Genomic DNA, 24803 nt, shown 5'->3' with positions numbered 1-24803 from the left:
CCGGCGAGCAGGCCTTTAGCTATCGTGCGGCATGACCTTAAGCAGCGTATCCAGCAGGCCGGGAAAGCGCGCGTCTAAATCTTCCCGGCGCAGCGAAATCAAATTCTCCCGCCCCTGAGGCCGCTGCCAGATCACACCGCTGTCGCGCAGGACGCGCCAGTGGTGGGTCATGGTCGACTTCGCCACATCTTCATGACGCAGGGCGTTACAGCTCTGCTCGCTGCCGTCGGCAAGGATACGGATAATCTCAAGCCGCAGCGGGTTGCCGAGAGCGAAAAGGACATTTTCGAGGCGAATTTGTTCACGTTCGGGGTGATTGGCGATCATAATATTCCTGTGTCGGCGGCGGCGCAGCTCCGTGAGCAGCAGCCCGTATCGGCGGCTGGCCGGTAATATACCGAAACTGCTTTTCTAAAGCCATGCGGGTCGTCGCAGCTTCACCAATAGTAACGATAGCAAAAATAGTTCGAATATACTCGTACAGTTGTACTATGATAGATGCCGTTATATGAACGGCGGCCAATTCCGGCCGCCTGTTAACAGTCACAATGACTAAGGACGCATCATGCCCCGACCCATCCCCCTCGAACGTTATCGCAACATCGGTATCTCCGCGCATATCGATGCCGGTAAAACCACCACCACCGAGCGCATCCTGTTTTATACCGGGATGAGCCACAAGCTGGGGGAAGTACACGATGGCGCGGCAACCACCGACTGGATGGCGCAGGAGCAGGAGCGCGGGATCACCATTACCTCCGCGGCGGTGAGTTGCTTCTGGCCCGGCATGGACCGCAGCTTCGAGCCGCACCGGATTAACATCATCGATACCCCCGGGCACGTGGATTTCACCATCGAAGTGGAACGCTCCATGCGCGTCCTGGACGGCGCGGTGATGGTTTACGACTCCGTCGGCGGCGTGCAGCCGCAGTCGGAAACCGTCTGGCGGCAGGCGAATAAATACCACGTTCCGCGGCTGGCCTTCGTCAACAAGATGGACCGCCCCGGCGCGGACTTTTTCCGCGTGGTGCAGATGATGATCGATCGCCTGAAGGCCAATCCGGTGCCGATTGCGATCCCGGTTGGCGCCGAAGAGCACTTCACCGGGGTGGTGGATCTCATCAAAATGCGCGCCATTTTATGGGACGACGCCACCCAGGGGATGACCTTCAGCTATGCGCCGGTGCCTGACGACCTCGTGGAAACAGCCCGGCTGTGGCGGGAGAAAATGGTCTCGGCGGCGGCGGAAGCCAGCGACGAACTGATGGACAAATATCTCGAAACCGGTGAGCTGGACGAGGCGGAGATCGTCGCCGGTCTGCGCCAGCGCACGGTGAAGGGGGAAATCCAGGCGGTGCTGTGCGGCAGCGCGTTTAAAAACAAAGGCGTGCAGCGGATGCTCGATGCGGTGGTTGAGCTGATGCCGTCGCCGCTGGATATCCCGGCGATTCAGGGCGTGGATGAGAAAGGGCAGCCCGCTGAACGTCATCCGGGCGACGACGAACCGTTCTCGGCGCTGGCCTTCAAGCTGATGACCGACCCCTACGTCGGACAGCTGACCTTTATCCGCGTCTATTCCGGGACGTTGAAAAAAGGCGATGCGGTGTGGAATCCGGTGAAAGGTAAGAAAGAGCGCATCGGACGCATCGTGCTGATGCAGGCCAACGATCGCCATGAGGTGGATGAACTGCACGCCGGGGACATTGCCGCCTGCGTCGGCCTGAAGGATGTCACCACCGGCGACACGCTGTGCGACCCGGATGCGGTGATTACCCTCGAGCGGATGGAGTTTCCGGAGCCGGTGATTTCGCTGGCGATTGAACCGAAAACCAAAGCCGATCAGGAGAAAATGGGTATCGCCCTGCAGCGGCTGGCGGCGGAAGATCCGTCGTTTCGTCTGCATACTGACGAGGAATCCGGCCAGACGATCGTTTCCGGGATGGGCGAACTGCATCTGGAGATTATCGTCGACCGCATGAAGCGTGAGTTTGGCGTCGAGGCGAATATCGGGCGTCCGCAGGTGACCTATCGCGAGACGATCCGCAAAACGGTCAAAGAGGTGGAAGGCAAATTTGTCCGCCAGTCCGGCGGTAAAGGGCAGTACGGTCACGTGGTGCTGACCCTGGAACCGCTGGCGCCGGGAAGCGGTTTCGTGTTTGAGGACGCGACCAAAGGCGGCGTGGTGCCGCGCGAGTACATCCCTTCAGTGGAAAAAGGGCTGCGCGAAGCGATGGGCACCGGCGTGCTGGCGGGCTATCCGGTGGTGGATATCAAGGCGACCCTGACGTTTGGTTCGTATCACGACGTCGACTCGTCGGAGATGGCTTTCCGGATGGCGGCGATATTTGGCTTCAAGGAAGGGGCGCGCAGGGCCGACCCGGTTATTCTTGAACCGGTGATGCAGGTGGAAGTGGAGACCCCGGAAGAGTACGCCGGGAATATCATGGGCGATCTCTCTTCCCGTCGCGGAATGGTGCAGGGGATGGAGGAGCGGTTCGGCAGCCAGATTATCCGCGCCGACGTGCCGCTGGCCGAGATGTTTGGCTATTCCACCTCGCTGCGTTCCATGTCCCAGGGCCGGGCGACCTACAGCATGGAGTTCCACCACTACGCGGAAGCCCCGCGCAACGTGGCTGAGGCGATTATCGCCAGCCGCGCCAAAGGCTAAGCAACGTTCCCGGGTGCGACGCGAGGCGTCTTGCCCGGGCTACGAGTCCTGCCATCGTTTGTAGCCCGGGTAAGGCGTTAGCCGCAACCCGGGAATTTCTGCCAATCAAACAATATCCTGCGCGTACTGCCACAGCGCCTTCAGCTGCGCCAGCTTCTCTTTATCGTCCGCATACTGCTGGTACAGCATCTGCAGCTCATCGGCGTAGGCCTGCAAAAACTCCGGCGTAAAGACCTGGCGACGGTGCTCTAACCAGCGCTGCTGCTCGGCTTCATCCAGCGTGCCGGGATAGTTGCGCGCGCGATAGTTGAACAGCAGGCGCTCAATACGCTTATCGGCGAAGGTAATATCCAGCGCCGGCAGGTTGCGCGGCTCGGTTTCGAGCACGATTTTCATCGCCGCGCGGTCGGCATCGCTGAAAAAGCCGTTATACAGCTGCGTATCGACGTTATCGGACGGCACAAACGGCTCCGCTTCGGCAAAAATCGCCACCGCTTTCTCGCGCACCTGCGGATTGGCCCGCAGCAGCTGGGCGTTCTCCAGACAGCGCTGGATATTGATGCCTAGCCGGTCGGCATCCTGCGGACGCAGGGTGTTTTGCTGCGCCAGCACCGGGCATTTATTCAGGTGGACCAGCTTAATCGGCACCGCGGGCAGGTCGCCCAGTTCGCTTTTCGGCGTATACAGCCGCTCGCGCAGGGTGTCGGCATCGAGCTCCAGCAGGGGGGCGATGTCTCCGGCCAGGTCGACCATAATCACCGCGTTACGGTTGTCCGGGTGCCACGCCAGCGGGGCGACCAGGCTGGTGTTGCCGCGCGCCGCGCCGAACATGCCGGAAACATGCACCAGCGGTTTGATTTGCGGCACGTCAATCAGCGTCGCCAGCTTGCGCTTGTTGCGGTGGGCGTAAAGATAGTCGAACAGGCGCGGCTGCTGGGTTTTCACCAGCTTCGCCATGGCGATAGTGGCGTAAACGTCGGCCATCGCGTCGTGGGCGTTGCTGTGTTCGATGCCGTTAGCGACGGTCAGATGCTCCAGCCGGAAGCTCGGTAAGCCCTCTTCGTTTTCCGGCCAGTTGATCCCTTCGGGGCGCAGCGCATAGCAGGCGCGCATCACGTCCAGCAGATCCCAGCGGGAGTTGTCGTGCTGCCAGCTCCAGGCGTAGGGATCGTAAAAATTACGATAGAGAATGTTGCGCGTCACTTCGTCATCGAAGCGCACGTTGTTGTAGCCGACGATGCAGGTTTTCGGCACCGTGAACAGATCGTGAACGCGGCGGGCGAAAGCGGCTTCGTTGTCGCCTTTGGCATTGGCCTCCTGCGGCGTTATCCCGGTGACCATGACCGCCTGCGGCTGCGGCAGATAGTCATCGGCGAGCCTGCAGTAGAAGACTTCGGGTTCGCCGACGATATTCAGGTCTTCATCGGTGCGAATGGCGGCAAACTGCGACGGTCGGTCGAGCGAGGGACTGGTGCCGAAGGTCTCGTAATCGTGAAATAAAAACCCGGGCTGGCTGGCGCTATCTTGCATAATCTGTTCATTATTCCTGGTGGCGAGCAGCCTTCATGGTAAACGATTTGCCGGGCCATCAGAAGGGTATCCCCTTTGTCCCGCGTCGGCGATGTCATATTTTCTTGCAATTAAACCCTGATTTGAAACGAGAAGTTCCGTAAAAAGGACGGCGAATCTGTCAATTTAGAGGATATGCCGTTGAAAGGCCGTTTTTTTATTGCTGTATCTTTGCTCGCTGCGAGCGTTTCCTGCGCATTTGCCGCCAATGATTTTCCCGTCAACGTGACGCCTCCTTCTATTCAGGCCGGTTCCTGGGTGCTGATGGATTACACCACCGGCCAGATCCTGACCGCCGGTAACGAGCATCAGCAGCGCAATCCCGCCAGCCTGACCAAACTGATGACCGGCTACGTGGTCGATCGCGCTATCGACAGCCACCGCATCACCTTTGACGACATCGTCACCGTCGGGAAAGACGCCTGGGCGCAGGGTAACCCGGTCTTTAATGGTTCTTCGCTGATGTTCCTTAAGCCCGGCGATCGGGTCAGCGTACGCGATTTAAGCCGCGGGCTGATCGTTGACTCCGGCAACGATGCCTGCGTGGCGCTGGCGGACTACGTCGCCGGCGGCCAGCCGCAGTTCGTCGCGCTGATGAACAGCTACGTGGAAAAACTGCATTTGCAGGATACCCATTTTGAAACCGTCCACGGTCTGGACGCGCCGGGTCAGCACAGTTCGGCCTACGATCTGGCGGTGCTCTCGCGGGCGATTATTCACGGCGAGCCGGACGTCTACCATATGTACAGCCAGAAGAGCCTGACCTGGAACGGCATTACCCAGCAGAACCGCAACGGGCTGCTGTGGGATAAGACCATGAACGTCGATGGTCTGAAGACCGGCCACACCTCAGGCGCCGGCTTCAACCTGATTGCCTCCGCGGTGGACGGCCAGCGCCGGCTGATTGCGGTGGTGATGGGGGCCGACAGCCCGAAAGGGCGTGAACAGCAGGCGGCGAAGCTGCTGCACTGGGGCCAGCAAAACTTCGATACCGTCCAGGTCCTGCAGGACGGCAAGCAGGTCGGCGTTGAGCGTATCTGGTATGGCGATAAAGAGCAGATTAAGCTGGGGACCGATCAGGACTTCTGGTTAGCGCTGCCGAAGTCGGAAGTCTCGCGCATTAAGGCCAAATACGTGCTGGATAACAAAGTGCTGGAAGCGCCGATCGCCGCCCATCAGCGGGTTGGCGAAATCTCCCTTTACGATGGTGATAAAGTGGTGGCCCACTGGCCGCTGGTGACGCTGGAAAGCGTTGGCAAGGGCGGCGTGCTGTCGCGCTTTAGCGATTATCTGCATCAAAAACTGTAACTTCTCCGCCGCTCCGCCCGGAGCGGCATCTCGTAGCTGTTTGATTATTATGCCGCTTCGGTTGGCGCTTCGTTTACTTTCACTCCATTACCTTACCCGGTCACCCTTCAGGAAAAAGCCTGGCGCTTGTGCGCCATAAATGGAGCTGGGAAAATGAAATACTTTGCGCGTAGTGCGCTTTCTCTGGGACTTTTCGCCGTTTTTAGCACTTCTGGTTTTGCCTCCGGCCTCGTTCTGGCCGATAACGAATTCCGCAATGATTTAGCCTGGTTATCCGACCGCGGAACCCTCTCTTTAAGTTTGTCCACCTGGCCTTTGAGCGAAGAGGAGATTAAGCGCGCGCTGGCCAATGCCCATCCGACAACGTCCGCAGAGCGGGTGGTTCTGAGCCGGGTAAATCAGCGTTTAAGGGCGCTCAAAGCCGACGTGCGCGTTACCGGTTACAGTTCCACTGATAAGCCGGGAACTCCGCAGGGGTTTGCCCAGTCTTACCCCGCTGACCAGTCGCTTTCTCTCGCCCTGAACAACAGCGGCGAATGGTGGGATCTGCACCTGCAGGGCAATGTTGAAGGCGACAAGCGCATCAGTAACGGTTCGAGCGTGAACGCCAACGGCGCGTACGGCGCGGTTAAGCTGTGGAACCAGTGGCTGGCGTTCGGGCAAATCCCCCAGTGGTGGGGGCCGGGCTATGAAGGTAGCCTGATCCGCTCCGATGCCGCGCGTCCCATGACCGGTTTTCTGCTGCAGCGCGCCGAACAGCGGGCGCCGGAAACCTCATGGCTAAGCTGGATTGGCCCCTGGCAGTACCAGCTTTCCGCCAGCCAGATGAACCAGTACGCCGCCGTACCGCATACCAAAATCTTCGGCGGCCGCCTGACTTTTTCACCGCTCACCTCGCTGGAGCTGGGAGCCTCGCGCGTTATGCAGTGGGGCGGCGAAGGGCGGCCTTCCTCATTCAGCAGCTTCTGGGACGGCCTCACCGGCAATGATAACACCGGCGACTCGGCCGACGATCCCGGCAACCAGCTGGCCGGTTTTGATTTCAAGCTGAAGCTGGCGCCCACCCTCGGCTGGCCGGTGAGCATTTACGGCCAGATGATCGGCGAGGACGAAGCCGGATATTTACCCTCGGCGCACCTCTATCTTGGCGGCGTGGAAGGGCATCACCAGTGGAACAGCAATGCGGTTAACTGGTATCTGGAAGCCCACGATACCCGCTCGAACATGGGCCGTACTAACTACATCTATAACCACTTTATCTATAAAGACGGCTACTACCAGCAGGGCTATCCGCTGGGCGATGCGATGGGCGGCGACGGGCGTTTATATGCCGGTAAGGTGGAGCTGGTAACCGAAGATAATCAGCGCTGGAGCGCGCGGCTGGTCTACGCTGAGGTCAATCCAAAAAACCAGCGAATCAATAAAGCCTTCCCGCGCGCCGATACGCTGAAGGGCGTACAGCTGGGCTGGAGCGGCGATGTTATGCCAACGATACGCCTGAATACCTCCCTGTGGTACACCGACGCTAACCACAGCGCCAGCGACGATGTTGGGGCCAGCATCGGCGTTGAGCTACCGTTCAGTTTATAATCGTATGGCGGCGATTTTTTCATCTTCTTGCCGCGCGGATTTGTGAATTGCCGCACATACTGTGGGTGATAGTACTGCTAATTTATGTGTATATACATACAGTATTTTATCAACAGTGGAGGCAGCATGGACTATAACGTTAAATCCGTAGGCAAGAAGAAAATTGCTGGTTTTCATCTGGTCGGTCCCTGGGAGCAGACGGTAAAACAGGGGTTTGAACAGCTGATGATGTGGGTCGATAACAGCCAGGTGCCGGCGCAGGAGTGGGTGGCCGTTTACTACGACAACCCGGACGAAGTCCCGGCGGAAAAGCTGCGCTGCGATACCGCCGTCACGGTGGCGGACGACTACCAGATTCCTGAGGGTAGCGAAGGCGTGATGATGACCGAAATCGCCGGCGGGGATTATGCGGTTGCCCGTGCCAGAGTCGAGAATTTTGACTTTGCGACGCCGTGGTACCAGTTCTTCGAGAGCCTGATGGAAAGCAAAACCCATCAGATGGCGATGAAGCCCTGTTTTGAAGTCTATCTTAACGATGGTAACCAGGACGGCTACTGGGATATTGATATGTATGTCGCGGTCGAGCCGGCCGTGAAGTAGAACATTGTCCCTTCGTTTGACAAGGTTTATTACATTCGCGTGATGCTTGCGGCGAAAAAGCAGTTACAATTGGCCTTTTCGTTGTGTCGGAGTAGGTTGTGCGCGCGGATAAAGCACTTAAGCCATTTGAAATTCGGCTGTATCGCCATTACCGCATCGTCCATGGCGTGCGAATAGCATTGGCCTTTGTGCTCACCTTTGTGCTGGTGCGCCTGCTTAACGTTCCTGAAGGCACCTGGCCCCTCATCACCCTGGTGGTGGTGATGGGGCCTATCTCCTTCTGGGGAAACGTCGTACCGCGCGCGTTTGAACGTATCGGCGGCACGATCCTCGGCTCGGCGCTCGGGCTGGTGGCGCTCAAGCTGGAGCTTATCTCTCTGCCCATTATGCTGCTGTGGTGCGCGGTGGCGATGTTCCTCTGCGGCTGGCTGGCGCTGGGCAAAAAGCCCTACCAGGCGCTGCTGATCGGCATCACCCTGGCGGTAGTGGTCGGCGCGCCGCCGGGTGATATGACCACCGCGCTGTGGCGAAGCGGCGACGTTATCTTCGGCTCCCTGCTGGCGATGCTGTTTACCGGTATCTGGCCGCAGCGGGCCTTTCTGCACTGGCGTATCCAGATGGCCAGCTACGTCACCGCCTTCAACCGTCTGTATCAGGCGGGCTTCTCGCCGAACCTCGTTGAGCGTCCGCGTCTGGAAAAGCATATGCAGAAGGTGCTTAACGATGTGGTGAAAATGCGCGGATTAATTACCCCCGCCAGCAAAGAGACGCATATCCAGAAGGCCATCTTTGAGGCGATCCAGACCGTCAGCCGTAACCTGGTGTGCATGCTGGAGCTGCAAATCAACGCCTACTGGGCGTCGCGTCCCGGCCACTTCGTGATGCTTAACGCCCATACGCTGCGCGAAACTCAGCAAATGACCCAGCAAACATTGCTGACTATCGCCCACGCATTGTATGAGGGCAATCCGCAGCCGATTCTTGCCAACAATGAAAAGCTCAACGAAATCGTTGCCGAACTGCGCCAGCTCATCAAAGAGCAGCAGGACGACAATTTCTCCGAAACGCCCATTCACGGTTATGTCTGGTTAACTATCGAGCTGGCGCGCCAGCTCGAACTGCTGTCGCATTTAATCTGCCGTGCGTTGCGTAAATAAAGACCAGACTCACGTGGTTTTTCCATCGCTTGCTTCGATTCAGCAGCGTTTAGGGTTATGATAACGGCAAAGGAAAAAACATTGTCATCAGCGGCTGCTAACAGTTATGTTAGCCCTATGTAGCAGTCGCTTTAGCGAATCCGAATCTCAAATATTAGGGGTATAAAAATGGAAACAACTAAGCCTTCTTTCCAGGACGTACTGGAGTTTGTTCGCCTGTACCGTCGTAAGAACAAACTGCAGCGTGAAATTCAGGACGTTGAGAAAAAGATCCGTGATAACCAGAAGCGCGTACTGCTGCTGGACAACCTGAGCGACTACATCAAGCCGGGCATGAGCGTTGAAGCTATTCAGGGCATCATCGCCAGCATGAAAAGCGATTACGAAGATCGCGTTGACGATTACATCATCAAAAACGCCGAGATCTCCAAAGAACGTCGCGATATCTCTAAAAAGCTGAAAGCGATGGGCGAAGCGAAAGTCGAAGATAAATCTGCCGAGTAAGCCCCGTTAATGCGCTCCGGCGGCGCTCGCTGCCGGAGTTCCTCTTCTTCCTCTTGCGTGACCTCACAGTTCCTTAGCAAAAACGCCCGCGCGACGCTGAACCTTTACCCAGGAATTTGGTATACTTCCGCCGTAAACATATTGATATCGGAAGGGTTTATCTCATGCTGTCCCTGCAACAGGTGCCGCCGCGATGATACTGATGACCGGCGACGCGCTTAGCGGCCAACGCCGTGACGCCGAATCTTTACTCAACTCTTTCGTTTCGGCGATCTTCATCGCTACCTCCCGGCTCTCCGACAACCAAATGGCCGCGCGCATTCAACACCACCGTGATACCCGGCTTGCCCACTGGCGGCTGGAAGAACGTGGGCAGGCTTTCTCCGCGCGGCAGCCGCGCGGATAAGTCAGGTCACGGTCGGTGGCGGGCGTGAATAACCGCTGCCGCGGGGTTTATCGACAGGAGTCATCACTCAATGATTAAGTCTTTTTTTGCCGCATTATCATTTATCAGCCGTCTGCCGGTCCCGGCGCGTTTATCCCAGGGGCTGGAAATTGAACAATATCAACGCAGTATCATCACATTCCCCCTGGTGGGGCTGCTGCTGGGGGCGATTGCTGGCGCCGTTGTGATGCTGCTGCAGCCGTGGTGCGGCGGCCCGCTCGCCGCGCTGCTCGGCGTGCTGGCGCTGGCGCTGTTGACCGGCGGGTTCCATCTTGATGGGCTGGCGGATACCTGCGATGGCATCTTTTCCGCCCGCCGCCGCGAGAGGATGCTGGAAATCATGCGCGACAGTCGGCTGGGCACTCACGGCGGGCTGGCGCTGATTTTTGTGCTGGTTGCCAAAGTGCTGGTGGTCAGCGAAGTGGCGCTGCGCGGCACGTCGGCGCTTGCCGCGCTGGCTGCCGCCTGCGCCGTCGGCCGCGGTATGGCGGTGCTGCTGATGTATCGTCAGCGCTACGCCCGGGAAGAGGGGCTGGGCAACTTATTTATCGGCAAAATCACGCTGCGGCAGATGCTGATTACCATGGGGATCGCGCTGGCGCTGGCGACGCTGCTGCTCGGGGTCAACGGTCTGCGGGCGGCGCTTATCACTCTGGTGCTGGTTTGGGCGCTGGGTCAGGCGCTGAAGCGTACCCTGGGCGGGCAAACCGGTGACACATTAGGCGCGGCGATTGAGCTGGGCGAAGTCATATTTCTGCTGGCCCTGCTGTAGGCATTGATTTATTCCCGGTGGCGCTGCGCTGACCGGGCTACAAGTCCACCGCTGTCTGCGGGCCGGTGCCCGGACAGGCGCAGCGCGCCGCCTGCGGGGAATGTGCCGGAGTGATGAATAGGCGTGGTTTCTCCCCGGCTCGCGCTGCGCTTAGCCGGGCTACAAGTCCACCGCTGTCTGCGGGCCGGTGCCCGGACAAGGCGCAGCGCGCCGCCTGCGGGGAATGTGCCGGAGTGATGGATTGGCGTGGTTTCTTCCCGATGGCGCTGCGCTTAGCCGGGCTACAAGTCCACCGCTGTCTGCGGGCCGGTAGCCCGGACAGGCGCAGCGCGCCGCCTCCGGGAAAATTATTCAGCGCACGTGCTTACAGCGCTTTTTGCCATACGCTCTGTGGCAGGAGGTAAACGTCCGCCGGTGCCGTCATGCCGTCGGTCACGATATGCTGAATGCCGCTGGCCATTACCGCCAGGGTCACATCAAAGGCGTTCAGGCTATCGCCAAAGCCCGCGGTCAGGTTGAGCATTGAACCGTTCGCCATCAGATAAACGGTTTTATCGCCCATCCGGTAAGCGTTGATATAGGGCATGACCTCTTCATGACGGAACTGGCGCAGGTACTCACAGTCAATCTCTTCCGCCACGTGACCCACGTTGAGAATAAACACCCCGTCTTTGGACTTATCCAGCGCCTGGCGGTTAACGACTTTTTTACCGCCGGTCGCCGTGGCCACCACGTCCGCGGAGGCAATCGCCTCCTGTAATTCAACGACGTGCCAGCCATCGTAGGCCGCCTGTAGTCTCCGCGCCGGGTCGATTTCCGCTACCATCACCTGGCCGCCGAAGGCCTTCGCCGCCGCCGCTACGCCCTGGCCAACCAGACCATAGCCGATGACCAGCACTTTTTTCTCATGCAGGGTCAGGTGGGTCGTCTGGAAAAAGGTGTGCCAGGCGGTCAGGCCGACCATATGACGGTTGTGCAGTCCCTCTTTTACCGGCAAATCATCCCAGTTAAAAATCGGGTAGCCGGGGCGAATATCGCCCAGGCGGCTAACGCCAGAGCCGGTCGCCTCAAGGCCCGCGACGATGTTGCCAAACTCCCCGCGCTGATGCAGTAGGGTGGTAATATCCGCGCCCATTTCGCACAGATGCGTCGGCTGCCAGGCAATCGCTTTTTCCCAGGATTGCTGCCAGTCGGCGTCGCTCATATCCCGCCAGGCGCAGGCTGCCGCGCCGCGCTCCACCAGCCAGGCGACCACGTCATCCTGCACCGTCGTTGGGTTACAGGTGGTAAGAAAAACCTTCGCCCCTTTCTCCAGAATTCCCTGTACCAGGGGGATCATTTTCATATCGAGGTGCATACAGCAGGCGAGACGCACCTGGCTGAGATCCGGCAGGGCGGCGACCTGACGCAGGGTGCGCGGCATATTCTGACTGGCCCATGCGATCTCTTTCTCTAATTTTATCTTGTTATTCAACGTGTTTGACCTTCAATCCATAGAATGCTGATACCCAGAGGTGAGGGGATTTTAACGTAGCGCGCGCCGTTTTTACATTCGCAAAATGAATGACGAAAAGCCACGACAAAGACATGGTTGTTAAAATAAGGTTAAAAAAAGAAAATGAAACATAAGTTCTTATTATGACGTAAGCGAGCTACACGATGTTAAGCGTTTTACCCGGATCGCTCTTTTCGCGGATCCGCATTTTCCTCGGTCGCCTCAAGCCGCACGCCCTGCCGGTTGCCAGAAAACATATTGTTCTGGCCTCTCTCGGCGCCGGGACGGGACTGGCGGTGACCAGCATGTTCAGCCACTGGCTGTTAGGCGAGGTCAATATCTGGTTTATCGCGCCAATGGGCGCATCGGCAGTGCTGCTGTTTGGCGTCCCGAGCAGTCCGCTGGCCCAGCCGTGGTCGATTGTCGGCGGCAACGTGCTCTCGGCGCTGATTGGCGTGACCGTGGGAATGGCGATCCCGAACCTGGCGCTGGCCTGCGGCGTGGCGGCGGGGCTGGCGATCGCCGGTATGTATTTCCTGCGCTGCCTGCATCCGCCGGGTGGGGCGGTGGCGTTAACGGCGATCCTCGGCGGGGCGGGGGTGCAGAGTGAAGGCTACCACTTTGTTCTGACGCCGGTATTGCTCAATTCCCTGATGCTGGCGCTGCTGGCCATCGTCTTCAACAACCTGGTGGGACGACGCTACCCGCACCCGCTGGCCGCGGAAGAGGTAAAGGCCAAAGCCGTACCGCTGGGCCTGTCGGTGACCCGCGATGATATTCATGCGGCCCTGCTGGACGGCCAGTTTCTCGATATCGATGAAGACGACGTGCAGGAGCTGCTGGAAAATATTGAACAAAAAGCCAGACAGCGTATCGCCAGCGCCCGGCAATCCTGATGAGCTTTTCGGCTCTCTGGGGAACGCGGATTAACCCACGGGTTCCCCTTTTTATTGCCTTCCTCCCCGGCCATTAGCCTGAACCAGGCATTTTTCTCCCCCCGAAAGCAACAAGCTCTGCGGATCGTGACTGCGATCGACAAAATTGGCCATTCAATGAGCAAAAAGTTGACGCCCTTAACGAAATGAATATTTCAAAATAACTTGTTATGGATTTTTTAATCCGGTGGAGTATAACAAGTTGTTAAATAATGCACCCGGGTGCAAAAAGGTGCAAATGTATTCCTGATGCCAGAATCTGCCGTATCTGGATCGGCAATGTGATCTTTTTATTCATAAAAACAAAACGATAGAACGCTCATCCCTGACAGGACAACAAAATGACCGATCATGTGATAACTGAAAGTCGTAAAACAGATAATGATAAGAAAATCAGATTAATAACCCTCGTCTCAACCATCGGTGGACTGTGCTTTGGCTACGACACCGGGGTTATTTCCGGCGCGCTGATTTTCATGAAAAACGATCTTGGCCTCACTCCTCTGCAGGAAGGGCTGGTGACATCGTTTTTATTATTCGGCGCGGCAATCGGCTCTGTCGGCGGCGGCTGGCTGTCCGACCGACAGGGACGGCGGAAAAATATTCTGTGGGTGGCGGTGATTTTTATCTTTGGCGCCCTCGGTACCGCCGTCGCCTGGGATATGTCGTCGATGATAATCGCCCGCTTTATTCTTGGCCTGGCGGTTGGCTGTGCGTCAGTGACGGTGCCGATTTATATTTCCGAACTGGCGCGACCCGCGCAGCGTGAACGGCTGGTGACGGTCAACGAACTGATGATCGTCACCGGGCAGTTTCTCGCTTACTCCGTCAACGCTTCCATTGTCAATTTCTATCCCGACATGTCGCACAACTGGCGGCTGATGTTGGCCATTCCGGCGCTGCCCGGCGCGCTGCTGTGGATTGGTATGCTGGTAATGCCGGAGTCTCCGCGCTTCTTCGTGCGTAAGGGGCAAATAGACAAAGCGGTTGCGGTGCTGAAAACGATTCGTCGGCCCGAAGAGGTGGAGCAGGAGATCCGCGATATCCAGCAGGTGAGCCAGATTGGCATCAACCATGGCCGATTTGTTGACGAGCTGAAGAGAAAATGGGTACTGCAGCTGATTTTGATCGGCCTGATGATTGTGCTGGCAACGCGCGTAACCGGCGTGAATACCATTATGTACTACGCGCCGACGGTGCTGAAAGCCACCGGACTTAGCGATGCGGCGGCGGTGACCGGCGCCGTGGCTAATGGCGTCGTCTCTATTCTGGCCACGCTACTGGGGATGCTGTTAATTGGCAGGCATTCCCGACGGAAAATGTTCTTTACCGGACAGATCGGCGTCACCCTTAGCCTGGTGTTGATTGGCCTCTCGTTCAAGCTCTTCTTCCATATGGAAACCGTCGATGGCGTCAGCGGCTTGCACGCCAACTTTACCGGTGCCAGCTACATCATTCTCGCCCTGATGCTGGTGTTCCTGACCTTTATGCAGGGTTGGATCGCACCGGTGTTCTGGCTGATGCTCGCGGAAATCTACCCGCTGCGGATGCGCGGTCTGGGAATGGGTTTTGCGGTATTCGGTTTATGGATATTTGACTTCATCATTCAGTCTATTTTCCCGATTTTACTCAACAGCTACGGCGGCGGAATGACCTTCGGCTTCTTCGCGGCTACCAACGTCATAATGCTGATTCTGCTGGTGAAGTTCCTGCCGGAAACCCGCGGGTTAACCCTCGAACAAATTGAACAAAAATTCAGATTCTGATTTAGCAACGTGGAGGAATATATGACAGTTAATATCGGTTTAATTGGTTTGGGTATGATTGGGCGCGACCATCTCCAGCGTTTCCAGACGGTTATCCAGAACGCCAGGGTCAGCGCCGTCTGCGATATCAATCGTAATGTGACCGACGCTATTGCCCGCGAATATGGCGCTCAGCCCTATTACGATGCAGTCGAGATGATTCAATCAGACGACGTGGATGCGATCTTTATTTGCTCTATTGGCCCGGTACATAAAGAACAAATTCTGGCGGCCATTAAAGCAGGTAAACCGGTGTTTTGCGAAAAGCCGCTAACCCCGACCGCGAATGAAGCCAAAGCGATTATTGATGCTGAAGTAGCCTACGGCAAACGTATGCTGCAGTTGGGCTTTATGCGCCGTTTCGACCCGGGGTACAACCAGCTAAAAGCCACTCTGGATAGCGGTGAACTGGGGGAAATATTGCTCATCCACTGCGCCCATCGCAACGCCTCCGTGCCGGAGAGCTACACCCTGGAGATGGCGATTAACGATTCGGCGACCCATGAAATCGATATTATCCGCTATCTGCTTAACGAAAATATCGTTTCGGTGCGCGTCGATAAACCGCAGAAGAAAACGCGCAGAGCCTGCGCGCATCTGCAGGATCCGTTGATTGTGATTTTTGAAACTGAATCCGGCGTACGTATTGATGATGAGCTGTTTGTTAACTGCGATTACGGCTACGACATTCGCTGTGAAGTGATTGGCGAAAATGCCATCAGCGCGTTGACCGAACAGGCACTTACCACCGTCCGTTCGGCGCAGGGTTATAGCCGCGCTATCCCCAAAACCTGCATGGAACGTTTCGCCACCGCCTACGATCGCGAGGTGCAGAATTTCGTTGACCGGGTAAACCTGGGGGCGGAGATGAGCGGGCCATCATCGTGGGACGGATTTGTCGTGGCGATGGTATGTGATGCCGGCCTGGCGTCGCTGAAGGATGGCGAAAAGCACGCCGTCTCTCTGCCGGAGTGTCCGGCGCTCTACCGCTGACCCATTAACGAAGGGAGAGGCGCATGTTAACTCTGAAACCAGAAGATATTTTTATTGGCTGTCGGGCGAATTCAAAGAAAAAGGCGCTGCGTATTGCCGCGGATTCCCTGCAGGCCAGCGGCTACGTCAGCGAGGGTTTTTTTGAATCAATGGTGGAGCGCGAAAAGGCGCTCTCTACCTGGCTCGGGGCGGGGGTCGCCATGCCCCACTGCAGCAAGGAGGGTATTGATCTGGTGCGGCAAACCGGTTTCCAGCTGCTTCAGTTTCCGGATGGCGTGGGCTGGGGGGAGGGTAAAGTGGCCTTCCTTGTGGTCGCCGTGGCGGCAAAAAACAATGAACACATTGATGTTATAGCGGATCTGGCAGACCTGCTTGATGACGAAGTGAAAACCACGCTGCTGGCCAGCGCCGACAGCAAAGACGCGTTTATGCAGATCCTCGAAGGACACTCATTTAAGAAGGATAGAATATGAAACTGGCACTCTGTACCGATGTTCTCGCCGGCCTGGCGTTCCCGGAAATGCTCGATCGCGTCAAGCAGTACGGCATTGAGGGCGTGGAGATGACCGCAGGCGGCTGGTCGCCTTGTCCGCATGTTAAAACTGAAGAACTGCTGGCTTCTCCGGCAGCGCTGGCGGCGTTTCGCGGCGAGCTGGAAAAGCGCGGCATGGAGATCGTCGCGCTGAACTGTTCGGGTAACCCGCTGGCCCCCGGCGCCCTTGGCGAGAAGCACACCGCCAGCAGCTACCGTACCGTCGAGCTGGCGGCGAAGCTGGGAGTGAAAAAGATAGTCATGATGAGCGGCCTGCCGGGCGGCGGGCCGGACGATAAAATCCCTAACTGGATCACCTCGACGGTTTCCTGGCCGGACTATATGCCAGGCGTGATCGATTACCAGTGGAACGAGGTTGCTATTCCCTGGTGGCAGGCTTTTACCCGCCATGCGGCTGAATACGGCATCGAACAGATTGCCCTCGAGGAATTCCCCAGCCAGCTGGTTTACAACCCGAGCACGCTGCTGCGCCTGCGTGAGGCGGTTGGCGACATCATCGGCATGAATCTCGATCCGTCGCATCTGATCGCCATGGGGGCAGACCCGATTGCCGCAGCCCGTAAGCTTGAAGGGGTGATTTATCACGTCCACGGCAAAGACGCGCGTATTGAACGCGGGCTGGCGGATGTCGACGGCTTACTGGAATACCAGCCGGTTACGCAGACCAAAACCCGCACCTGGAACTACGTGGCGGTAGGCTGTGGACAGGATTTGAAGTGGTGGAAAGAGTTCTTCTCGGTGCTGCGCATGACCGGATATAACGGTTATGTGTCGCTGGAGATGGAGGACCTGACGATGAGCGTTGAAGCAGGGCTACGGACGTCGATTGATGCCCTCAACGCCACATTAAGTCAGTGATAACGGGCCGCGTTTTCCCTCCGGGGGGCGGGAGAACGCGGCGCGTTTTTTGTTGAGCGGATTTTATCTTGCTGTATTTTACGTTCTATTGGATGTTTTTTATCAGGAACGTTAAAACCGAGTATGAGCGCCCCTAAACGACAAAAAGCGACCGCCAGCGACGTTGCGTTACTGGCTGGCGTCTCCAAATGGACGGTTTCCCGGGCATTTACCCCCGGGGCTTCTATCCAGCCCAAAACCCGGGAAGAGGTGATGAAAGCCGCTAATATTCTGGGATATCGACCAAATTTACTGGCGCGTAGCCTGACGCAAAAGAAAACGCATATTATCGGCGTGGCGGTAGACGAGCTGCGCAATCCCAATATGGTGCTACTGCTTAACGAAGTGACCCGCCAGCTGCAGAATCGCGGCTACATGGCGCTGGTGATTAACGTTACCGACGAAGAAAACACCCGCACGGCGATGGCGCTGGCTTACCAGCTCCAGGTTGATGGTATCTTGTTTATGGCCACGGTCCTGACGCCGGAACTCATCGCGATTGCCACTGAAATTCATCGCGTTCCGCTGGTGCAGATTGGCCGTAATACCGATCATCCGGAAATCCAGGTGGTCAATATTGACGGCTGGATTGCCGGAAAACAGCTTGCCGAACTGCTGCTGGCGCAGGGGCATCGCACTTTTGGCTATATGAAAGGGCCGGATACCGCCTCGCACCATTTAATGAGGATGGAAGGGTACGAAGCGGCGCTGGAGCAGGCAGGTTGCCGGCTTGATACTCTGCTGGTTGCCGGACAGTATTTACGTACCCGGGGATATGCGGCGATGAGCGAGTATCTGGACGCGACGTCCGCAGGCGAAAGAGTGGATGCCCTGTTCTGTGAAAACGATATTCTGGCGATAGGCGCGCTTCAGGCGCTGCGCGAGCGCGATTTAACGATGGGTATTGTCGGTTTCGATAATATCGATGAAGCGGCGGCGCCAGAATGGCAGCTTACTACTTACGATCAGCGGCGCGAGCGGCTGGTGGAAGAGGCGTTGAATCGGCTCATCGATGCAGCTGAAGGGCCGACGGCGACCTGGCGCACCGGGGAACCCATCGTGCGCCAGTCCCATCGCCGCCAGGGCTAAAGTTCGCCGGTGATGTACTGCGCCACGCCGCAGCCAAAACTCCAGTCCCCTTTGTGGTTGCTGATTACCGAGATCATCAGGTCATCGCCGCTCAGCCCGCAGTGCTCCCGGAGCTCAGCCTGCAGGGTGGCATAAAAAAGCTGCTTCTGCGCTTCGCTGCGCGGGCTGGTATATACCCTCACCACCACCACGTCCCGGCTTCGCGTCAGCCCCAGCCCGGTATCTTCAATAATCATATGATGAGCTTTGTTTTCGTGAACAATCTGGTAGCGATCGCGCTCTGGCACCTTGAACGCCTGCACCACGGCGCGATGTGCCGCATCCAGCAGGGTTTTGATCTCGTTTTCGCTGCGTCCTTCAATGATATCAAACGTCAGTAATGGCATAGCAGATGGTCCTTATTGTCGGGTTACCTTAGTGAGAGAGATGCTAACCCGTGCTGAAGCCGGCAAAAACCGCTATATTTGAACTCATTGTTTTTACCTGTGAACAATTACTATGCGCGAGATCCGCCCGGAAATTTACTGGACCCACCTGTACTGGCTTACGGTGCTGGAGGAGCAAAAAAGCTATACCCGCGCCGCGGAAAAGCTGGCGGTCAGCAAATCCGCCATCAGCCAGAAAATTAGCGAGCTGGAGCGGGTTACCGGTAAAACTCTGGTGCACCGAACCACCCGCAGCGTGACCTTAAGCGAAGATGGTCTGCGGCTGGTGGCGGAGCTGAACGAGCCGTTTGGGCAGATTCGCGAGATCTTTACCGGCACCTGCGACGAGGAAGGCGGCCCCCTGCGCGGTACGCTGCGCCTGACCGCGCCGGTCGCATTTTCACGTCAGCAGCTGGTCCCGGCCATCACCCCTTTTCTGCACCAGCATCCGCAGCTTCATCTCCAGCTGGAGGTGACCGACCGACTGGTGTCGCTCGCCAGCGAGGGGTTCGACCTTGCTATTCGCCACTGTCGCCGCGAGCTGCTGCCGGAGACCCACGTGGCCTGGCCGCTGTGCCGTACGGCTACCCTGGTGGTCGCCTCGGCGGACTATATTCGCCGCTTTGGCCGCCCCGATTCGCCTGACGCGTTGCGTCAGCATCAATGCCTGACCTACCCGCGCGGGCCGCAAAGCCCGCACTGGACCTTTGAGCGCGACGACGAGCGGGTGAGCGTGAAGGTGCAGGGGCCGTTTGCCACCAATAACAGCGAATCCCTGCGCGACGCGGTGCTGGCGGGGCTGGGCGTTGCCTTACTGCCGGATTTTAGCGCCAGGGAGGCGATTGGCCGCGGGCTGGTTCAGGAGCTGCTGCCGGGATGGCGGCCGGTGGATGCGTTTGCGGAAAGTCTGTACGTCATTCGCCCCTACACGCCGCGCGTATCGCGGGCGGTAGAGACGTTTAGCCGCTATCTGAAGGCGACCTTCAGCTGATATTTTCCAGCTGCTGCGTCAGCGCCTCGCGAAAGCGGGGCATCAAATCGGCGCCTTCTGAAACCAGCTCCGCCAGGGTCACGGTTTTATCGGCGCGGTATTCCCGCCCGCTGCCAAGCCGGGCTTCGAAATCATTGGCCGCCCGGTGAGCCGCCGCCAGGTCGGCATCCAGCAATACCACCGCGTGCGCGAGAACCACATGGCCCTGGCCTTCCGCCATTGGTCGCCAGTACTGGGCCGTGCCGGCTATTTTTCGCACATGCTCGCCCTCGCCGCAGGCCAGATTATAGCGACCATCGCAAAATGAACCGCTGACCGCCCGGCAGTGGCTGGCCACGCCAAAGGTCGCCAGCGTGCGCTGCAACAGGCCGCAGAGGAAAAGATAAATCGGCTCTGCGGCTTCGCCCAGCGAGTGATAGACCGGCCAGGCCAGGCTGAGATTAACAATTCCCGGCCCCTGCGGCACCAGCCCGCCGCCGGAGCGGCGCTGCCAGACCGGCCATCCCTGGCCGGCGAACTGCTCGCTCACCGCCGGGAGTTCGGCAAATTTCCGGTAGCTTCCGGGCACCACAAACCCCTGCGGGGCCTGCCAGAGCTGAGCCACCGCCTCACCGTCGCCCGCCCGGGCAAACAGCGGCTGCTCGGCAAGGGTGGGATCGGCAAAGTAACCAACCGGTAGCTGCTGGTGGCTAAAGCGCAGCGGCCAGCAGGGTTCCTGAATCATGATTTCTCCTTATCGACGCTATTCGCCATGGCGGCTGGGTTTCATCAGCATCGCCGTAAGGGCGGAGAGCAGGCAGCCTGCGGTCAAGTAGATAGCGACGCTATGCCAGGCGCCGCCGGATAAGGTGACCAGGGCGGCGGCGATAAACGGCGTGAAACCGCCGCCGACAACGCTGGCAACCTGATACCCCACGCCGGCCCCGCTGTAGCGATAGCTGGCGCCAAACATTTCGGTAAACATCGGCTGCTGAACGCAAACCACCATATCGTGCGCAATATTTGCCAGCATAAGCGCGAAAAACAGGATCCAGAAGTATGACTGGCTTTCGAGCGCCATAAAGAACGGGAAGCCGCTGAGGGTGCCGATCAGCGCCCCGGTGATATAGACGCGGCGACGGCCAAAGCGGTCCGCCATCCAGGCGAAGCAGGGGATCGTCAGGCAGCTGATGGCGCCGACAAGCAGGCCAATGTTAAGAAACAGCTCGCGCGGCAGGCCGAGATTCTGCGTGGAATAGTTAAGCGCGAAGGCGGTGACGATATACATCGTCAGCAGCTCGCACAGGCGCAGGCCGATAATCATTAAGAACGCGCCCGGATGGCGGAACAGCGCTTCCACGACCGGCAGCCGCTTTTTCTTCGGCTGCAGCTGCTGTTCGCGCTGCTGCTGTTCAAATTCGGCAGATTCCGCCATGCCGTTGCGGATCCAGAGCGCCGCCAGCACCAGCACGACGCTAAACAGGAACGGCAGACGCCAGCCCCAGCTGAGGAACTGTTCATCGGTGGTGCAGGAGCTTATCAGCGACACCAGCCCTGTAGAGAGCAGCAATCCGACGCCGTAGCCCACCTGCACGCCGCTGCTGTAGAACGCCTTCTTATTTTTCGGCGCACTCTCTACCGCCAGCAGCGCCGCGCCGCCCCATTCGCCGCCCACCGCAAAGCCCTGGACGGCGCGCAGCAGGACCAGCAGAACCGGCGCCCACCAGCCAATCTGGTTGAAGGAGGGCAGCAGACCGATACAGGCGGTGGCGATCCCCATCATCCATACCGTCAGCATCAGCATGCGTTTGCGCCCGAGGCGATCGCCGAAATGGCCGAAGATAATGCCGCCCAGCGGGCGGAAGAGGAAGCCGACGCCGAAGGTGGCAAAGGCGGCGAGGGTACCCATCGCCGGGCTGATTTGCGGGAAAAATTCCCGGTTAAATACCAGCGCGGCGGTGATGCCATAGAGAAGAAAGTCGTACCAGTCGACCACGGCCCCGGCGAAGCTGCCCCAGGCCGCTCTGCGGGCGCGGTTGAGTGAACATGCCTCCTTGCCGGGGCGCTGAGAAATTAACGTTGAGTCCATACCTGTCCTGTCTGTTGCTGAGTTTTTAATTATTGGAATGAGACGCTTTCCGAATTCGCGCCTGTCCTGAGACTACCGCGCAGAAGGGCATGTGAAAAGATTTTTACCTGCTCTGGGCGTTTAAAGGCATAAAGCGTTTGCTTCGCCAGGGGATGAACGCCCTTGTAGCCCGTTCAGAATGCGAGCTTAGGACTTCGCTTATTGTTTTTAATTTTAATTTTTGAACCCAACGGGGACACCTTTTAAGAAATGACTTAAATGGTTTACAATTAACAAGTCTCCAATTTCGGAAGGGTGAGTTAAATGCGTTTAATTTTTGCAGCTTTATTTTGTGTCATGGTTTCGCCTTCCGCTTTTGCAGAAAAACTGCCAGCGCCTGTCGGCAAACCCGTTTTAACTATTTCCGGCCTGATTACTAATACGAATGAGGGCGATACCGCCGTTTTTGATGTCGCCGCATTAGAAAAGCTGGGGATGGAAACGCTGGTGACGACCACGCCATGGTATTCGGGAAAGGTCCGCTTTGACGGCATTTCCCTCAGTAAACTCATGGATTTAGTCGGCGCCAAAGGCAAGTCGGCCCGGGTGCTGGCGCTCAACGATTACACCACCATTGTCCCCCTGGACGACTTTCATAAATTTCCGGTAATTTTGGCTTTAAAAATGAACGGCGAATATATGCGCATTCGTGATAAAGGGCCCTTATTTATTGTTTATCCTTACGACAGTAGCCCGGAATTGCAGAATCAGATTTATTATTCCCGTTCGGCATGGCAGGTTTCGAAGATTATAATTGAGTAAGGGTTTGATCTTGAATCGAATACTCACTGCCATTATTTTGTCGCTCTTCATTGTGACCGGTTACATAACTTATCTGGTGCATGAGCGGCAAAGTGAGCTGCAAAAATTAACCCGTTATACTGATTCGTGGTCCGTTTCCCAGATAGTCTCCGAGTACATGCGCCTCGAGGCGCGACTCAGCGCGATGGGGCTGGGGGTGAAGGGAAGCGACCACGATGAGGTGCGCCTGCGTCTGGAAATTATGATGAGCCAGATTGCGCTGCTGCAGCAGGGTGATTTGGGAAAGTTTATCGGCAAAGATCCTCACCGTAAGGCGATAGTTAACAGCCTGATTGATCTTCTGGGCCGGCTGGATAAGCAGCTGGACACCATGACGACAGCGCAGCTGAAGCTGATGCTGCAGGAGATGAGTACCCTGGACGGGCCGTTGACCTCGCTCGCGTCCACCTCGCTCGCCCAGGATTTTAATCTGGTTAATCTGACCCACGATAAAATACAAAATCTCTATTACATCTATTCGGCGATTTCCATTCTGCTGATTGTTCTCTGTATCACGCTCGGGCTGTTGATGCTGAAGCAGAATAACACCCTGCGTCGCGCCCACGTGCGGATGAAATTACTGGCGACCGACCTGCAGGCCTCAAAAGAAAAGCTTCAGGTGCAGAACCGCCGTCTGCAGTACGATGCCTATCATGATTCGCTGACCGGGATGCCCAACCGTCTCTCTTTCTGGCAACGTCTGCAGGAGGTCGTCAATCAGGTGCGGCCCTATAACGGCTCGGCGGTCGTGATGCTGTTTGACCTGGATAATTTCAAGGACGTCAACGATACCCAGGGTCACGATGCCGGGGATAAGCTGCTGCAGGATTTGGCCAGCCGTCTCTCCTTTTTTCGCAAAACGTCAGAAACGCTCTACCGGCTGGGAGGGGACGAGTTTGCCCTGGTTTCCCATGATTTAACCGAAGAGATGGCGCTGGAGCGGGCGAAGGTGATCCGGGAAAAGATCAGCCAGCCGTATCAGATTTACGACTCGCTGATCCAGATTGGCGCCTGTATCGGGATTGTCATCTCTGACGGGGAAAGCCGTACCGACTATTTATACAAATGTGCCGACCTGGCGCTGTATGAAGCGAAAAAAGAGGGTTCCGGCAACGTTCAGGTATTCCGTCCCGGACTGCTTCAGCGCCAGCAGGAGAATAAATCCTTTGAAGATGACCTGATGCAGGCGCTGAACAAAGGTGAGTTCAGGGTTTACTACCAGCCGATAGCCGACACCATGAACGGTGAAATCTACGGCTACGAAGCGCTGGTGCGCTGGTTTCATCCGCTGCGCGGCAGCGTCCCGCCGACCGAATTTATTCCGGTAGCGGAAAAGATTGGCCTGATTAATCAATTGGGCGAATGGGTGCTGAGAACCGCCTGCGAAGCGGCCGCCAGCTGGTCGTCGCCGCTCAAAGTGTCGGTTAACGTGTCGCCGGTTCAGTTAATGAACAATTCACTGACCGATACCGTGGTAACCATCTTAAGAACAACCGGGCTGGATCCGTATCGGCTGGATTTGGAAATTACCGAGTCTGACGTCTTTAACGAAAATACCCGTTCTCTCGAGATCCTGAGCCAGCTGCGCGAGCTCGGGGTGCAGATCTCCATTGATGATTTTGGCACCGGCTATTCTTCGCTATCGCGGCTAAGCTACTTCCCGTTCGATAAGATAAAAATCGATCGCTCTTTTGTGATTAACATTCCCGATCAGAAAGATGACCTCGATATCGTGCGGCTGATTATCAGCATGGGTAAAAGCCTGCATATGCGCATCGTGGCCGAGGGTGTCGAAACAGAAGAGCAGCTGCAGTCCTTACGCAAATTAGGCTGTGACCTGGTCCAGGGGTATTTAATCGGTAAACCAGGACCGCTCAGTTCACCTGAAAATAAGTAATTTGCCTTTTAATATGGGCGGTTTTAGTTTATCTAAAATCGCCCATATTTATTTTTGAATAGATCTAATCCCTAATGAGTACAATAAGGGGTAGGAAAGCGCATCGGTAAAAAATAATACCCGTAATGATTAAAAGGGGTATATCATATGCAACATATTTTCCCATTTTCGACCGTATATGTGGTGCGTTAAGAGAGGCAAA

At 57.1% G+C, this 24803-nt stretch carries 23 protein-coding genes; 17 read left to right on the top strand and 6 right to left on the bottom strand.

Features of this window, described 5'->3' with window-relative positions; all coding sequences use genetic code 11:
- Positions 1 to 15 precede the first annotated feature (15 nt).
- Entirely contained in the window at positions 16 to 327 is a 312-nt protein-coding gene (locus tag F8562_RS01285; RefSeq protein ID WP_014838913.1) for an ArsR/SmtB family transcription factor, read from the bottom strand.
- 238 nt (positions 328 to 565) lie between these two features.
- Here F8562_RS01285 and fusA point away from each other — a divergent pair, with 238 nt between their 5' ends.
- Positions 566 to 2668, top strand: a complete 2103-nt coding sequence (gene fusA, locus F8562_RS01280) for an elongation factor G (protein ID WP_014838912.1) — start codon at positions 566 to 568, stop codon at positions 2666 to 2668.
- Positions 2669 to 2773: 105 nt separating this feature from the next.
- Here the strand turns inward: fusA and sbcB are convergent, their stop codons facing one another.
- Positions 2774 to 4198, bottom strand: coding sequence for an exodeoxyribonuclease I (sbcB, locus tag F8562_RS01275; RefSeq protein WP_014230018.1), 1425 nt, complete (start codon positions 4196 to 4198; stop codon positions 2774 to 2776).
- 180 nt (positions 4199 to 4378) lie between these two features.
- Between sbcB and dacD the strand changes: the two genes are divergently transcribed.
- The 7 genes from dacD (at position 4379) to cobS (ending at position 10613) form a co-directional block, all read left to right on the top strand.
- A complete protein-coding gene (gene dacD, locus F8562_RS01270; RefSeq protein ID WP_014230017.1) occupies positions 4379 to 5545 on the top strand; it encodes a serine-type D-Ala-D-Ala carboxypeptidase DacD in 1167 nt (388 codons plus the stop codon).
- Positions 5546 to 5698: 153 nt separating this feature from the next.
- Positions 5699 to 7135 carry a capsule assembly Wzi family protein gene (locus F8562_RS01265; RefSeq protein ID WP_014838909.1) on the top strand — a complete coding sequence of 479 codons (1437 nt, stop codon included), beginning with the start codon at positions 5699 to 5701 and terminating at the stop codon, positions 7133 to 7135.
- 126 nt (positions 7136 to 7261) lie between these two features.
- Positions 7262 to 7735: a DNA gyrase inhibitor SbmC gene (sbmC, locus tag F8562_RS01260; protein WP_014230015.1), complete on the top strand. Its 474-nt coding sequence runs from the start codon at positions 7262 to 7264 to the stop codon at positions 7733 to 7735.
- Positions 7736 to 7833: 98 nt separating this feature from the next.
- On the top strand, positions 7834 to 8892 hold the full coding sequence (locus tag F8562_RS01255) for an FUSC family protein (protein WP_094909413.1): 1059 nt from the start codon (positions 7834 to 7836) through the stop codon (positions 8890 to 8892).
- Positions 8893 to 9060: 168 nt separating this feature from the next.
- Positions 9061 to 9396: a DUF496 family protein gene (locus F8562_RS01250; RefSeq protein ID WP_004103624.1), complete on the top strand. Its 336-nt coding sequence runs from the start codon at positions 9061 to 9063 to the stop codon at positions 9394 to 9396.
- A 193-nt stretch (positions 9397 to 9589) separates the two neighbouring features.
- A complete protein-coding gene (locus tag F8562_RS01245; RefSeq protein WP_004852374.1) occupies positions 9590 to 9802 on the top strand; it encodes a bifunctional adenosylcobinamide kinase/adenosylcobinamide-phosphate guanylyltransferase in 213 nt (70 codons plus the stop codon).
- A 70-nt stretch (positions 9803 to 9872) separates the two neighbouring features.
- Positions 9873 to 10613, top strand: coding sequence for an adenosylcobinamide-GDP ribazoletransferase (cobS, locus tag F8562_RS01240; protein WP_014838908.1), 741 nt, complete (start codon positions 9873 to 9875; stop codon positions 10611 to 10613).
- Positions 10614 to 10977: 364 nt separating this feature from the next.
- Here cobS and F8562_RS01235 read toward each other — a convergent pair whose 3' ends face one another.
- Positions 10978 to 12087, bottom strand: coding sequence for an adenosylhomocysteinase (locus F8562_RS01235; protein WP_014838907.1), 1110 nt, complete (start codon positions 12085 to 12087; stop codon positions 10978 to 10980).
- A 185-nt stretch (positions 12088 to 12272) separates the two neighbouring features.
- On the opposite strand from F8562_RS01235, the gene F8562_RS01230 reads away from it, so the two are divergent.
- The 6 genes from F8562_RS01230 to F8562_RS01205 all read left to right on the top strand — a co-directional run bounded on the left by F8562_RS01230 (position 12273) and on the right by F8562_RS01205 (position 18380).
- Entirely contained in the window at positions 12273 to 13004 is a 732-nt protein-coding gene (locus F8562_RS01230; RefSeq protein ID WP_014838906.1) for an HPP family protein, read from the top strand.
- A 380-nt stretch (positions 13005 to 13384) separates the two neighbouring features.
- A complete protein-coding gene (locus tag F8562_RS01225; RefSeq protein ID WP_094909414.1) occupies positions 13385 to 14809 on the top strand; it encodes a sugar porter family MFS transporter in 1425 nt (474 codons plus the stop codon).
- A 21-nt stretch (positions 14810 to 14830) separates the two neighbouring features.
- Positions 14831 to 15841, top strand: coding sequence for a Gfo/Idh/MocA family protein (locus F8562_RS01220; protein ID WP_014230009.1), 1011 nt, complete (start codon positions 14831 to 14833; stop codon positions 15839 to 15841).
- Positions 15842 to 15864: 23 nt separating this feature from the next.
- On the top strand, positions 15865 to 16314 hold the full coding sequence (locus F8562_RS01215; protein WP_014230008.1) for a PTS sugar transporter subunit IIA: 450 nt from the start codon (positions 15865 to 15867) through the stop codon (positions 16312 to 16314).
- Positions 16311 to 17252: a sugar phosphate isomerase/epimerase family protein gene (locus F8562_RS01210; RefSeq protein WP_014230007.1), complete on the top strand. Its 942-nt coding sequence runs from the start codon at positions 16311 to 16313 to the stop codon at positions 17250 to 17252. Before F8562_RS01215 ends, F8562_RS01210 begins: the two co-directional genes overlap by 4 nt.
- 123 nt (positions 17253 to 17375) lie before the next feature.
- Positions 17376 to 18380 carry a LacI family DNA-binding transcriptional regulator gene (locus tag F8562_RS01205; protein WP_014230006.1) on the top strand — a complete coding sequence of 335 codons (1005 nt, stop codon included), beginning with the start codon at positions 17376 to 17378 and terminating at the stop codon, positions 18378 to 18380.
- On the opposite strand, the gene F8562_RS01200 is transcribed toward F8562_RS01205, so the two are convergent.
- A complete protein-coding gene (locus F8562_RS01200; RefSeq protein ID WP_014230005.1) occupies positions 18377 to 18766 on the bottom strand; it encodes a tautomerase family protein in 390 nt (129 codons plus the stop codon). The two genes, F8562_RS01205 and F8562_RS01200, sit on opposite strands and share 4 nt — an antisense overlap.
- 112 nt (positions 18767 to 18878) lie before the next feature.
- Here F8562_RS01200 and F8562_RS01195 point away from each other — a divergent pair, with 112 nt between their 5' ends.
- The gene (locus F8562_RS01195; protein WP_004852363.1) at positions 18879 to 19796 is read left to right on the top strand and encodes a LysR family transcriptional regulator; all 918 of its coding nucleotides are present in this window, start codon (positions 18879 to 18881) and stop codon (positions 19794 to 19796) included.
- Here the strand turns inward: F8562_RS01195 and F8562_RS01190 are convergent.
- Together F8562_RS01190 and shiA are read right to left on the bottom strand one after the other, a co-directional pair.
- Positions 19789 to 20520 carry a lipoyl protein ligase domain-containing protein gene (locus F8562_RS01190; protein WP_014230004.1) on the bottom strand — a complete coding sequence of 244 codons (732 nt, stop codon included), beginning with the start codon at positions 20518 to 20520 and terminating at the stop codon, positions 19789 to 19791. The genes F8562_RS01195 and F8562_RS01190 overlap by 8 nt on opposite strands.
- Before the next feature lie 18 nt (positions 20521 to 20538).
- Positions 20539 to 21864: a shikimate transporter gene (gene shiA, locus F8562_RS01185; RefSeq protein WP_014230003.1), complete on the bottom strand. Its 1326-nt coding sequence runs from the start codon at positions 21862 to 21864 to the stop codon at positions 20539 to 20541.
- 303 nt (positions 21865 to 22167) lie between these two features.
- On the opposite strand from shiA, the gene F8562_RS01180 reads away from it, so the two are divergent.
- Together F8562_RS01180 and F8562_RS01175 are read left to right on the top strand one after the other, a co-directional pair.
- Complete coding sequence (locus F8562_RS01180; RefSeq protein WP_014230002.1) at positions 22168 to 22665, top strand: molybdopterin-dependent oxidoreductase; 498 nt, start codon at positions 22168 to 22170, stop codon at positions 22663 to 22665.
- A gap of 10 nt (positions 22666 to 22675) precedes the next feature.
- The gene (locus F8562_RS01175) at positions 22676 to 24601 is read left to right on the top strand and encodes a putative bifunctional diguanylate cyclase/phosphodiesterase (protein ID WP_014838905.1); all 1926 of its coding nucleotides are present in this window, start codon (positions 22676 to 22678) and stop codon (positions 24599 to 24601) included.
- Positions 24602 to 24803: the final 202 nt, after the last annotated feature.

Origin of the sequence: Klebsiella sp. RCJ4, from assembly GCF_009025755.1 — a bacterium.
GTDB lineage: Bacteria > Pseudomonadota > Gammaproteobacteria > Enterobacterales > Enterobacteriaceae > Klebsiella > Klebsiella michiganensis.
The sequence above is the reverse complement of the archived record's forward strand: the minus strand, read 5'-3'. Positions and strand labels throughout refer to the sequence as shown.